Annotated in this window: 8 protein-coding genes; 3 read left to right on the top strand and 5 right to left on the bottom strand. The window is 50.8% G+C overall.

What is annotated here, in order from left to right:
- Positions 1-5: 5 nt before the first annotated feature.
- From J0A67_RS11685 to J0A67_RS11705, 5 genes are all read right to left on the bottom strand, one after another.
- Positions 6-3257, bottom strand: a complete 3252-nt coding sequence (locus tag J0A67_RS11685; RefSeq protein ID WP_206569508.1) for an efflux RND transporter permease subunit — start codon at positions 3255-3257, stop codon at positions 6-8.
- A gap of 25 nt (positions 3258-3282) precedes the next feature.
- Complete coding sequence (locus J0A67_RS11690) at positions 3283-4377, bottom strand: efflux RND transporter periplasmic adaptor subunit (protein ID WP_206569509.1); 1095 nt, start codon at positions 4375-4377, stop codon at positions 3283-3285.
- Between the two features lie 152 nt (positions 4378-4529).
- Positions 4530-4910, bottom strand: a complete 381-nt coding sequence (locus J0A67_RS11695) for a hypothetical protein (RefSeq protein WP_206569510.1) — start codon at positions 4908-4910, stop codon at positions 4530-4532.
- A 249-nt stretch (positions 4911-5159) separates the two neighbouring features.
- Complete coding sequence (locus J0A67_RS11700; protein WP_206569511.1) at positions 5160-6974, bottom strand: alkaline phosphatase; 1815 nt, start codon at positions 6972-6974, stop codon at positions 5160-5162.
- 463 nt (positions 6975-7437) lie between these two features.
- Positions 7438-9063, bottom strand: coding sequence for a tetratricopeptide repeat protein (locus J0A67_RS11705; protein ID WP_206569512.1), 1626 nt, complete (start codon positions 9061-9063; stop codon positions 7438-7440).
- Positions 9064-9257: 194 nt separating this feature from the next.
- Here J0A67_RS11705 and J0A67_RS11710 point away from each other — a divergent pair, with 194 nt between their 5' ends.
- From J0A67_RS11710 to J0A67_RS11720, 3 genes are all read left to right on the top strand, one after another.
- Positions 9258-11627, top strand: coding sequence for an arylsulfatase (locus J0A67_RS11710; protein ID WP_241265152.1), 2370 nt, complete (start codon positions 9258-9260; stop codon positions 11625-11627).
- 166 nt (positions 11628-11793) lie between these two features.
- A complete protein-coding gene (locus J0A67_RS11715) occupies positions 11794-12657 on the top strand; it encodes a carbonic anhydrase (RefSeq protein ID WP_206569513.1) in 864 nt (287 codons plus the stop codon).
- Between the two features lie 14 nt (positions 12658-12671).
- Positions 12672-13808, top strand: coding sequence for a DcaP family trimeric outer membrane transporter (locus J0A67_RS11720; RefSeq protein WP_206569514.1), 1137 nt, complete (start codon positions 12672-12674; stop codon positions 13806-13808).
- Positions 13809-13877 lie beyond the last annotated feature (69 nt).

Raw genomic sequence — 13877 nt, forward strand, 5'->3', positions numbered from 1 at the left:
GATAATCACACATCTGTGTTTCGTTTCGCGTCAGGCTCGATTTCATATCCTTTTTTGTTCAGCAACTTCTTTAACTTTTTGAGGGTGCTTTCTCTATAGGCACTCTCGACAAACTCCTCGCTGAGCGGGGTCTCGTCTTCGTCCCGGATCATCTTTCTGCCATCGGCAATGGATCCAAAGATGTAATAGAGCCCCGGAACGATGATCACACCGAAGATGGTACCGAAGAGCATCCCCCCGAGTGCGGAAGATCCGATGGTCCGGTTGCCGATAGCTCCAGGACCTGTTGCCAAGACCAAAGGAATCAAGCCGGCGATAAAGGCAAAGGATGTCATCAAGATGGGACGGAATCGGACCTTGGCACCTTCGATGGCAGCTGCCAAAATAGTTGAGCCTTGCTGGCGCTTTTGGACGGCAAATTCCACGATCAGCACGGCGTTTTTGCCTAAAAGTCCCACCAACATGATCAAGCCTATCTGTGCATAGATGTCATTGGCGAGGCCCATGGCCTTCAGCAAAAGGAAGGAACCAAACACCCCAGCGGGCAGCGAAAACACCACTGCGAGTGGGATGATGAAGCTTTCATACTGAGCTGCCAAAACCAGGTAAACAAAGATCAAGACGACGATGAAGATGTACACCGCTTCGTTACCACGACGGGCTTCGTCGTAGGAAAGCCCCTCCCAAGCAATGTCATAACCGTGAGGCAAAGTCTGTTCTGCCACCTCCTGAATCGCATGGATCGCATCCCCACTGGTATACCCCTTGGCAGGAATACCCTTAATAGAAGAGGAGGTATAGAGGTTGAAGCGAGTGATCTCGTTTGGCCCCTGCTTTTTCTCCATCTTCATAAAGGCAGAATACGGCACCATCTCTCCATGCTCACTCTTGATGAAAAGATTGAGAATGTCGCTGGGAAGCTTCCTGTACTCGGGGGCGGATTGGGTATAGACCTTGAAGAAGTTACCAAAACGAACAAAGCCCTGTTCGTAGGTACTACCGATCAATACATCCAGATTTTCCATGGCCTTGCCGATAGAGACGCCTTTCTGCATGGCCAGCTCATTGTCTATGATCAGCTCATATTGCGGATAGTTTGCCGCAAAGAAGGTAAAGAGCCCCGTCAACTCGGGACGCTTTTGCAGCTCCTTCATAAAGTCAGAATTGACCTTGTCAAATTCGTGGTAATCGACAGTCGAATTTTTATCCAAAAGTCGAAGTGAGAAACCATCGGAAGAACCATAGCCCGGCACTGCGGGTGGCTCGAAGTATTCGATCACCGCGCCGAGATCCTTGGTCTTCTCCTCCAGCTCCTCGATGATTTCGTGAACGGAGTGCTCGCGGTCTGACCAGTCTTTCAGGTTGATCAAACAGGTACCGGCGTTAGAACCGCGGCCTTCTGTCAGGATCTCATATCCAGCCAGGGAGGAGACGGACTGGATACCCTCTACTTCTTCGGCGATTTTCTGCAGGTTTCTGGACACTTCATTGGTTCGCTCCAGAGTGGATCCGGGAGGCGTCTGAATAATCGCATAGATCATCCCTTGGTCCTCATTGGGAATGAAGCCGGAAGGAAGGACTTTGTCCACCGCGAAGATCCCAAAGGCAAATGCGGCGAGCATCGCCCAAGTGACTAACCGACGGTTTACGATAAGAGTCAGAAGCGAAGTATATCTACCAGTCAGCTTTTCAAATCGGGCGTTGAACCAATCGATAAATCGATCCACCGGTGTCTTCTTGCGAGCTTTGCCATGGTTGTTTTTCAAAATCATGGCGCAGAGCACGGGAGTGAGCGTCAAAGCCACTATACCCGAGAGCACGATGGAGCTTGCCATGGTAATGGAGAATTGTCTGTAGAAGACTCCAACAGGCCCAGTCATAAAGGCTACGGGAACGAATACCGCGGTCATGATCAAGGTGATGGCGATGATCGCACCGCTGATTTCTCCGAGTACTTTTCGAACAGCCTTGTACGGAGACAAATGTTCTTCTTCCATCTTGGCGTGGACGGCTTCCACCACCACGATCGCGTCATCGACCACAATACCGATGGCCAACACGAGTGCAAAAAGGGTAATCAAGTTGATCGTCAACCCGAAGAGTTGCATAAATACAAAGGCTCCAATCAGGGAAACGGGAACGGCAATCGCAGGAATCAGCGTCGATCTCCAGTCCCCCAAGAAGAGAAATACCACAATCGCCACGAGGACAAATGCCTCCACCAAGGTGTGCATTACCTTGTCGATGGAAGCGTCCACAAACTTGGACACGTCATAGTTGATCTCGTACATCATGCCAGGAGGGAAGTCTCCCTTCATATCCTCCATCTTGGCTTTCACTTCTTCGATCACCTTGCTGGCATTACTTCCGATGTTTTGTTTCAGTACGATAGAAGCTGCAGGGTAACCATCCTTGTTGGAATAGATGTCGAAAAACTCAGATCCGAGCTCTACCTCTGCAATGTCCTTCAGTTTTAGGATTTCACCCTCGGGTGTAGCCTTGACGATGATCTCCTCGTATTCCTCAGGTTTGTTGAATCGCCCTTTGTAGGTCAACACGTATTCCAAAGACTGGGCGGTCTTGCCGGAAGCTTGACCGAGGCGGCCCGGTCTACCGATCACACTTTGCTCGTCAATAGCTGCAAGTACCTCTTCAGTAGAGACATTGTAGGCTCTCATACGATCTGGCTTCAGCCAAACCCTCATGGCATACTGGCGGCTACCCAAGATCTGGGCACGGCCCATTCCGCTGATTCGCTGTAGCTCAGGAAGAATGTGTACGTTGGCGTAGTTATAGAGAAACTTCTCGTCCGCGTTTTTGTCCTTGCTATAGAGGTTGACATACATCAACATACTTGGCTGGATCGGCGTGATGATGACCCCTTCACGCTGTACCAGTGGAGGAAGATTGTTCATCACCTGGTCCACGCGGGTTTTCACGTTGACTACCGCAGCATTTGGATCCGTACCGGGTTCGAAGACGATTTGGATGGTAGCTTCTCCCGCGCTGGTCGCATCGGAAATGATGTACTGCATGCCTTGTACACCATTGATCGCACGCTCAAGAGGCACGAGAGTGGACTCCACCAATACGGCTGCACTGGAACCTGGATAGGCAATGAATATATTGACCCTAGGCGGGGCAATCTCGGGAAACTGGGAGATCGGTCTGGTCGCTATCGCCAAGACTCCCAGAAATATAATGGCAAGCGATATGGCTATCGCCAATACCGGGCGTTGAATGAATTTACTAAACATCTTACCTGTGATTTAGAGGGTGGTCTTACTCAGCATGTAGGCTGTTCAGTTCAGAAATCACTTTCTCAGGATTAACAAATTCAACCTTGATCTTCTGGTTGTTTTCCACTTTGCGTAGCCCTTCGATCAGGATCTTCTCATTGGCGCTCAGTCCCTCGGAGATGATATAGAGGTGGGGAAGCTCGGTCAGGACCGTGATCTGTCTGGATTGTACGACTCCGTCCTCTCCGACTACGAAAACAAATTTCTTGTCAAGGATCTCAAAGGTGGCTTTCTGGGGAATGATCAATGCGTTGTGATGCGGCACGGGCATTTGGATGTTGCCAGTCTCGCCGTGTCGAAGGATTCTGTTTGCGTTTTGGAAAGTTGCCCTAAAGGCGATGTTACCGGTTTCGTTATTGAAGTCGGACTCGATTGCCTCGATCACCCCAGTATCGGCAAATCGTTGGTGGTTGGCCATCAGGAGATGGACTTTTGGCAGACTATCCAGGGATGCAGAGGACACCAAGTCCAAGTATTCCGCTTCGGGGACGTTGAAGTACACCCACATCTTGGTGTTGTCAGAAAGGGTGGTAAGAAGTTCGCCCTCGTCGAGCAAGCTTCCCTGTCTTACGTCGTTGAACCTGCCCATGATCCCGTCAAAGGGTGCACGTATTTCGGTGAAACCCAAATGGGCCTCTGCCAGGCTCAACTCGGCCTTGGCGCGTGTCAATTTGGCTTTTGCCAAAGCCAACTCGTTTTGGGAGACGACATTGCTGTCCGCGAGGCTCTTGGTATTGAGGTACTCGATCTCGGCAAAGTTGGCCTCGGCCTTGGCAATCTCCATTTCAGATTGGTAGATCACCGGCATGATGCGGAACATCAGTTGGCCCTTTTTGACAAACTGGCCTTCGTCCACGTAAATGTTTTGGAGGTAGCCCTTCTCCAAAGCCCGCAGCTCGATATGCTGGGAGGACCGGATCTGGCTGACGTAGTCACGATAGACTACGGTATCTTTTTGGATCGGACTCGTCACCTGAAAGGTGGCGTCTTCTTCATGATGTGCATGCTTGGACTCACAGCTAGCGTGAAGTAACAGCGCACCCACTCCCATCGAAAGGAGAATTCGATTGAAATTCATAATGCTAAGATTTTAAGAAGAGTGATGTGATATGAGCTCTCTGGAGCGGAAACGAACTATCGATCTACGATCACGATCGCCTTTCCAGAGAATTAGGGTCTATTGCCAACGAAAAGGAAACCAAGCGTCAGGATGCTTGGTACGGCTGGCAATCAAATCGTAAAGACCCCGTTGTACACATGCAAACGGTGGGTATGTATGAAGAAGAAGTTTCGGTAATATCGGAGAAACCGAGTGTGGTATTTCCCGAAACTGATGGAGAGTAGACAAAAGAATACTGCCGCAAAGGCAAGTTGAAGTTCTAGCGATATAGACCCTGTGTATTCGTCTGGGTCTTTCTCCAACACTTCGGAATCCCAGTCCTGGTTTTGATGGTCTGCCGAATGGTCGGTTTTTACTTTGGAACTGAAGTGCGCTGATCTTGTCTCTACCTTGACAGGTTGGTCTTCAGAAGAGGAAAAATCCAAGGTATCGGAATAAAAAGCAAGAAAAAGCTGGCTGTATCCTATGGATAGGATGAGTAAAAAACTCATGACAAGCCGAAGCACTTTTCTGAACATAACCACAAAGCTAAATCGAGTAATTTGAACCCACAAGTGAAAAATCATTAAATTTTTCAAAAGAAAATTGCGGCATCCATAGTCAAGCCGCGCTTCCATAACATTTTTTACATTATTGATTGTCAGAGAAATGCAGCTTTCAACCAACTACTCGTCGCGAAGTTCCGCACGTACGACTGCTGGGATTGAGCAAAACAAAAAGGGAAACCAGAGCTGTGCCGCTTATCTCATATGATACCTTTCAACCAATTTCATGATCTTCTGAAAGACCTCTGTGTTTTCGTACACACCCCTGAAGTCACCTGAATGTGCTCCGTAGGCAAAGATCGGCACCAAAATCCCCGTATGGTCATCGCTGTGAAATGCCAGTTCAACGGTATTTGACTCGATATCGCCTTGTGGCAACGAGACTCCTCCCGTCTCATGGTCGGCGGTAATCAACACGAGGGTACCCGGATGTTCATCTGCAAACTCCAGCACGCTGCCGATCACTTCGTCAAAATCGAGCGTCTCCGTCACGATCATTCCCGTACTGTTTTCATGGCCTCCGGAATCAATATTGGCTGCCTCCACCATAAGGAAGAATGGCACCCCTTTTCCGTCCAAAAAGCTAAGTGCCGCTTCTGTGCTTTTCCTCAGATAGTCCCCCCTGCCGTCCAGCATTTTGGGAAGGGAAGTCGGCGAAGCAAAATACCCGATTTTCTCACCCTTCCAGTTTTCCAGTTCATCAACGAGGGAATAGCCCGCCTGCTCCAGCTTGTCCAGTTCGGAGGTGAAAGTATCACCTCCGCCGCCGACAAAGAGATCCAGCTTGCTCTTGGGCAGGTAGGCGGCGATCTGCTTTTCGTCGTCCCGCTCGGGATGATGTGCATAGAAGGAGGCTGGCGTAGCGCCGGTCAGCTGATCCGTGGTGACAATCCCGCTGGAAAAGCCAAAGCCATCCAATATGTCTGGAAGGTTTTCCAGGGCATTTCCTTCAGGATCCACGCCGATTGCTCGGTTGTTGGTTTTATGGCCGGTGGCGTAGGCTGTCGCGCCTGCCGCGGAATCCGTAGTAAAATCATCTGCAGCCTGGGTCTTGACCAGACCGATATTTTTCAGCTGAGTCAGGTTGAGTTGGTTGCCGTTTGAAAATAGGGCGGAAGAAATCTGCGCAAAGCCGTTACCATCTCCGATCATCAAGATTACATTTTTGACCGGCACCTCTTTTCCGTCTCCTTCAAACAGGGGATGATAGATCTCGTGCTTAACATTGTTTTCATATACATTTTCTCCCAGCTTACCCAAGTAGTCGGCCGCATCCATGGGATGGTCGGTATTGATGTAATCCTCGCCCATTTCGTAGAAAGCCTTCCATGCCGACTTGCTGTCCGGCGATCCCCAAAAGCGAACCGGCCTGTCATAGCTGTGTGCCAAATCAATAAAATTCTGCACATTTTCACGCTCAGCTTCCACCATTCTCCCTTTTCCGTTCCAAAAAGAAAACTGCCGAAAGCTAAGGCTTACCATGCCTATCTTGCTCCATGGCAGATCCTTGTTTAATTCCTTGCTCTGGTAGTCAAAAAACATCCACTCTGGATAGCTTGCATAGTCGCTGGGCTTCGGCCTGTTTCCTGAGATGATCAGCTTCAAGCCATTTGGATTGGCTTGGCTAAAAAGAAGCTCCCGATAATTTTCCATGCTTTTCAACAAAATCTCCAGAGTGGAATAAGCCTCGGTCTTCAAGTCCACCAGGAGATGAAACTGTGCCGTGGACACCAACCCGGTCTTCACTCCCTCGGCAATGGGATCAAGGTAGAGGCTTTCGATCGTCCGCTTGGGATCAATGCTCTCCACCTCGTGGGCCGCCATCAGTTGCCCGTCTTTCAGGATCAGGTCCACCTCGATGGAGGAGGCACCGGCGGCGTAGGCCGTCCAAAAAGGCACCGTCTGCAGGTAGTCGTTGTGGGAATGGATCTGAAAGGCTCCGGACTGGGCGAAAACCTGAAAAGGCAAAAACAAGAGAAGAGCCAGCAGGCTAGTGATAAATCTACGCATGTCTAAAATTAGACCATTTGCCAATATTTCGAGGCACCTTTGGGCAGCGAAAACCAAGGCTTAACGAATTCATAAAGTCAAGGTGACATCTCTTTCTCGTTGAGCCCTGGAAAATCACTTCTAGATTCCATAAAAAGGCCCATTGGCAAAGTCCTGAATTCAGGGTTCAGCTCCGTAAGAAAAACCTCCCTGTCAAAGCCCGGCAAAGGAAGCCGTCAAGAAAACCGCACTAAAAACTCCCAATGTGAATACCTTCTTTCTGTAATCATCATGCGAAAAGCTTCTCATCGGAATTCCAACTTCCCATTTCCCATCTCATTGAAAAACAATATAATTCTTAATTTTTCGAACCTGTCAAGGTTCCAAAAACGGATTGCTCCACAGCAGTTTCTAAATGGAAAGGGCATGTCCAAAGGCCTATTGACAAGAGTCATATCTCGGACGCAGGTTTATTGTAATCAGGTTAGTTGGGCCTCTGGCTAACTCCCGACAAGGCCAGCCCATCGAGGATGTCATCTATCAGCTCCCTGTCCAGGATCATGGACTCCAGATTGCTTTTTAGATCGTCAAGTTGGACTTTGAAGGTGGACAGCTCGAGCCGAAGATCGTCGATGGCTTTGGGGTCAAGCAAGCCAAGCTTGCCTCTGGCCGCCGCCTTGGTCAGGGGATCGAAGAATACTTCCAGCACGGTTATCCGCTCCGCCGCAACTAGGGCCTTGGTAAAATCCTTTTTGTGGAAGTAGATCAAAAAATACCCCAAGTAAAACCACCACGGGCTATGTGGATTCAGCGAAACCGAACTGTCCAGCAGGTCGAGTGCCCTGTCGTATTCTCCGACACAGGCCATCCCAAAGCCCACGGCGCCGGAATTGGAAACGGAATAGGGATTAAGTTTCAGGCACTGCTCCATAGCCTGAACAGCGTCGGCTTTTCTTTTGAGATAAATACTCGCCCAAGCAAAGCTACGGTGTGCATGAGGACACTCCGGATCCAGTCTGATTGCCCGTTTTGCCATCGCATAACTCTCTTTGAGCGGATCTGCAACCGTGGGGTAGCCTAGAGTCAGCGCATCAAGGTACAGCTCGGAAAGAAAGGCCATACCAGTGGCATAGTGAGGATCCCGGCGTAGCGAATCCTCCAATGCCCCACGGGTTTTCAGATAGGCTTCCCTCGAAAAGTCCATGTGGAAATAATAGTTCCACAGCACAGCGTCAAATGTCTGTATGCTAAGCTGCTTTCTTTTCCGCCCGGAGACGATGGCATCACGGATGATGAAGCCATAGTATCCGCCCAGTTTACTGTAGATGTCGGCGGTGATGTGGTCTTGAACCTCGAAAAGACCATCCTCCTCCAGCGTCTCACGGTAGCTTTTGGCCCATACCTGCGTGCCGTCCCAGGTTTCTGAAAGCCCCACGCTGATCCTGATCTCGGATTTTGTCCTTCTCACGGAACCTGTGATGAGGTAGTGCGCTCCCAATTCTCGGCCTATGGATTTGATGTCCTGCTCGGGTTTGGTGTATTTTCTGGCCGAATGGTGGGCTATGACGGATATGTCGCGGAAAGTGCTGAACAGGCCGGTAAGCTCCTCACCCAGTCCGTCGGAAAAAAACTGGTAGCTGCCATCTGAGCAGAGGTTTCTAAATGGCAGGACGGCAAGGGTCAGGCTTGATCTCCAATGGGCGCCACTAGGTTTGATTATTGGCTTTTGTTCCTGGAAAAGGGGCCTTACCCTGAAGATCGGCACATAAGAACCTTTCACCAACTCGATCAAAAGCTCATCCCAAGCGCCCGGCCCGGAGTAATACTCCGCGAGCAGCTTTCGTAGCCTGCCCGCATGAATTCTGACGATCGCATCCGTCTGCGGATTAAAATCCAATTTCTTCCCCAGGGCGTTGACGCCAATGACATACTCCTTCAGTTCCCTCGCATTCCCTTTTAGCGTCTCTGCCACAATGAATCGGAGGAAACTGCAAAGTATGGGAGACCCCTTGAAGAGTCTATGTCCAAGGATGGTGTCAAGCTGTTTTGCTATCGAATGATCCGTTAGGCCTGCGTCGGGGCTGAGGTCTTTTTCCAAAATGTTTTCCATTCAGTGATGGACTTTTTCCAAAGATGGGAGACGGATGACCCGCCTGCTACCGCATTCAATTTAACCGTTAAATCATGGAATCGCACAATCCAAAAGAGAAATATTGGGGTAGCTTGTTCTATCTTGGAATAATTTGAAAGCAATTATTGGAATTGCACCAAGTGATTTTTACACATTCCTTCCCCCCATTTTAGATGAAAACATTAAGCCCGCTCCTCTGTTTTACCGTTTTGCTGGGATTGTCGAACCCGACTTTTGCGCAAGACGTACTACCCTTCCCCATCACGCCCTCAGCCAGTGAAGCCGGCCGAACGATTGGCGAGTCGACCAACAAACGGCGGCAGGACGCCAGATATCTGTCTGAAGAAGCGCCAAACATCCTCATCATCCTGATAGATGATGCCGGGCCGGGACTTCCAGACACCTTCGGCGGCGAAGTACACACCCCCACCCTTTCAAGGATCGCCAATACCGGGATCAGCTACAACCGGTTTCATTCCACAGCGATGTGTTCTCCCACTCGAGCCTCGCTCCTTACCGGACGCAACCACACGCGGGTAGGCAACGGACAGATCGCAGAGCTGTCCAATGACTGGGACGGCTTCAGCGGAGTGATCCCAAAGACCTCAGCAACGGTGGCAGAAGTCCTCAAAAACTACGGCTACAACACCTCTGCTTTTGGAAAATGGCACAATACTCCCACGATGCAAACCACCGCCGCGGGGCCGTTTGACTATTGGCCGACAGGCTACGGCTTTGAGTATTTTTATGGATTTCTTGCCGGCGAGGCCTCTCAATATGAACCAACCATGGTTCGGAACACCACCTATGTGCCACTTCCAAAAACCCCTGAAGAAGGTTACCATCTGACCGAGGACATCGCGGACGATGCAATCAAATGGATTCACCAGCATCAGGCATTTTCCCCTGACAAGCCTTTTTTCATGTACTGGGCACCCGGTGCCGTCCACGGGCCGCACCATGTGCCCAAAGTGTGGGCCGACAAGTACAAGGGGAAGTTTGACGATGGCTGGGACAACTACCGTGAACGGGTATTTAAGCGCCAAAAAGAGATGGGCTGGATCCCCGCCAACACCCAACTGACCCCTAGACCCGAGACGCTGGCCTCCTGGGAAAGCATACCCGAGGCCGAAAAACCGTTTCAGAGAAGGCTGATGGAGGTCTATGCAGGATTCGCTGAACATGCCGACCACCATGCAGGCAGGATTGTGGAAGAGCTCGAACGCATGGGCTTGCGTGACGACACGCTTATATTCTACATCTGGGGGGACAACGGCTCAAGCTCCGAAGGTATGCACGGCTCGATCAGTGAGCTGCTCGCCCAAAACCAGATCCCTACGGAAATCAGCCAGCACATCGAGGCCTTGGACGGGCTCGGCGGTCTGGAAGCACTGGGCACACCCAAAACCGACAACATGTACCATGCCGGCTGGGCTTGGGCAGGCTCTACCCCTTACAAAGGCACCAAGCTCGTCGCGGCGCACTTTGGAGGAACGCGGCAGCCCATGGCGGTATCTTGGCCAAAAAAGGTAGACGCCGACAAAACACCACGGGCACAGTTTCACCACGTAAACGACGTCGTGCCCACGATCTACCAAATTCTGGAAATCAAGGAACCCCAAGTCGTAAACGGATTCCCTCAAGACGTGATCGACGGCACCAGTATGGCCTATACCTTTGATGATGCAAACGCCAAGGGACAAAAATCTACCCAGTTTTTCGACGTCATGGCCAGCAGGTCCATCTATCACGAAGGCTGGATAGCTTCCGCATTCGGACCAAGGACGCCATGGCTTCCGGTGACGCCGGGGATGGCGACTTGGACTCCCGATAAAGACGTATGGGAACTCTACAATCTTGACGAAGATTTCTCCCAGTCCAAGGATTTGGCCTCGGAACACCCCGAAAAACTGGCGGCGATGAAGGAGCTCTTCCTGATCGAGTCCGCGAAAAACAAAAACCTACCCATCGGCGGTGGACTCTGGGTCATGTACCATCCCGAGGACGCCCCGAGAAATATGGCCAATGAATTCCACTTTACCGGCGACATCGACCGCATGCCCGAGTTTACCGCGCCAAAGATCGGCATCTTCCCCCACCATGCCTCCATGGAGGTAGATATTCCCGATGGCGCCAACGGAGTTCTCTTTGCCCTGGGAGGTTTCTCTGCGGGTGTCACCTGCTACATCAAGGACAACCAACTTCACTACGAGTACAACCTCTTCGAAATCGAACGAACCAAAGTCGCCTCCACGACCAAATTGAAAGGTCCTACCAAACTTGAGTTTGACCTACAGGCCAAGCCCCATCAGGGAGGCGGGCCGCCCCATCTGCATTCTGGAGAAATGGTCATCAAAGCCAACGGAAAAGAGATTGCCCGTACGATGATTCCGACCTTGGCGACGTTGGCCTTCACAGCCAATGATTGTTTCGACATCGGCTCGGATCTGGGCTCGCCAGTGTCGGATGACTACTATGAGCAGGCGCCTTTCAAGTTCAACGGCACGATAAAGAACATGGACATCGTCTATCAAAAACCGTAGGCCAGCCCGAATGCCCCTCCCAAATCACTCCACCTTTTGGTTGCTGATTTTGGGAGGGTCGGATACGACGGTCCGGTATTATGGCAGCATGCCGACTTTTTATGGCAAGCCACCGAATCATTCTTAACATCCTCGGAGAAAAGAAGCTCCCTAAACCGAAAAAAGCATGAAAAGAAAATCCTTTGTTGTCGCATTGGCCGCTTCTGGCCTATTCTTCTACTCCTGCTCCACGAAAAACACCGAGCAAAACGAGACGGAAGCCACCGACTCTGTGCCCAAAGTCCTATCTACTTCCGCCCGCCCAGTGCATTGGGGATACGGAGGAGAAAGTGGCCCGAGTAAATGGTCATCGCTGACTCCAGTCTATGCCTTGTGCGGCGAAGGGCAAAGCCAGTCTCCCATCAACATCGTGAAGTCGGTTGCCAGTACGGCGGGATCCTGGAACTTTGACTACAAGACCACTTCGCTTCGGATCGCGCACAACGAGCACATGGAAGAGATCATCGACAATGGCCATACCATCCAGGTGACCGTGGACGAAGGAAGCACCTTCACCTTTGGTGACAAGGCCTATGAATTGAAACAATTCCATTTTCACACCCCAAGTGAACACACCATTGATGGAGAGCACGCCCCCATGGAGATGCACATGGTCCACCAAAATGAAGACGGCAGCTTGGCAGTGGTGGGAATACTGTTCCGTGAAGGTAATACCCCGAATGAAAACTTCGCCAAAATCGTAGCCAACCTGCCCAATTCGAAAGGAGAGGAAAAACATCTGCAGGATGTAAATCTTGAACTGGAAGTCCATCTTCCGAAACACAATTATGCCTACCATTACTTGGGTTCTTTGACCACGCCGCCTTGCAGCGAGGGAGTTCAGTGGCTGGTCTTGCAGGAGCCAGTGGTTCTTACCAGAGACCAGATCGCTGAGTTTTCCAAGAGGATAGGACCAAACAACCGGCCTACCCAACAGGTCAACGAACGTACGGTGAATCTGGGAGATCTGGCAGGAAATACGCAACAGTAAGCCAAGAAGAACCCATGAAATCACTTTGCACAGCGCTTCTATCGATATTGTTTATCCTTCCTGCACGAAGTCAGTCGGAGGCCAAACCAAATTCGGAGCTTCCTCCCGGCTGGTGGCTTATTCCGAGGACAGATACTAGGTTTAAGTTTGGCGGATATGTGAAGCTGGATTTTATCCACGACTTCAATCCCATTGCTTCTCCCGATTTCTTTGATGTATCCAAGATCCCCACGGACGGCTCCAAGGGGCAAAGCAGCCACCTGCATGCCAAAGAAACTCGCTTCAACTTGGACGTTCGCACCGATACCAAGGTCGGAGAGTTGAGGGCATTTGTCGAGACGGATTTCTACGGGACAAATGGGGGACTGCGGCTTCGTCATGCTTTTTTGGAGATCAACGGAAAGTGGCTTGCCGGGCAATGGTGGTCCAACTTCATGGATGAGTCCATGATTCCCAATACCCTTGACTTTGAAAAACCCGGGGCCTATCTCTTTGCAAGAAACCCCATGATCAGGTATAAGCACTCCATCTCCAAAGACGCCTATGTGGCTTTCGCAGTGGAAGAACCGCATGCCAATGCCCAGGCCCCGGCCCAGAGCGGGAAATTCGAAAACCCACTTCCTGACTTCACTGGGAGATACCGCTTGACCAAACCTTGGGGACACGTTCAACTGTCCGCGTTTGCGGCCAAGCTGGTGTACCGTTTTGATACCGGAGATATGGATAAGGTTTCCCTCTTTGGCGGTAGTGCCTCGGGTATTTTTAATATCGCTCAAAAAGACCGACTCTTCTATCAGGTTGCCTACGGTCCGGGTGTGGCACGTTTTCGAGGTGGAATGTCGGCTGCGCTCGATGGTGCAGGCGAGCTGCAAGCCTTAACTGACTTGGGCTACACTCTGGGATATGAGAGGCACTGGACTTCCTCCCTCTACTCTGTCTTTGTGTACAATCACGGGGAAATAGACAATACGGAGGGACAGGCGCCAAATGCCGCCGCCATTGGAAGCTATGCCGCCGCCGATTTGATCTGGAATTTTACCGAGAAAGCTTTTGTGGGGATCGAGTACTTGTGGGGTATGCGCGAAGATCTGGACGGGTCGGACGGCACAGCCAACCGCTTGCAGCTCAGCTTGCGGTATAGCTTTCCTTAGTTTCGCCTAGCCAATGAAAATGGCGAACAAAGACTAGCCTAAACTTGCCGAATCCTTCACTGAAAAAGA

Source organism: Algoriphagus aestuariicola, from assembly GCF_017254835.1.
Lineage (GTDB): Bacteria > Bacteroidota > Bacteroidia > Cytophagales > Cyclobacteriaceae > Algoriphagus > Algoriphagus aestuariicola.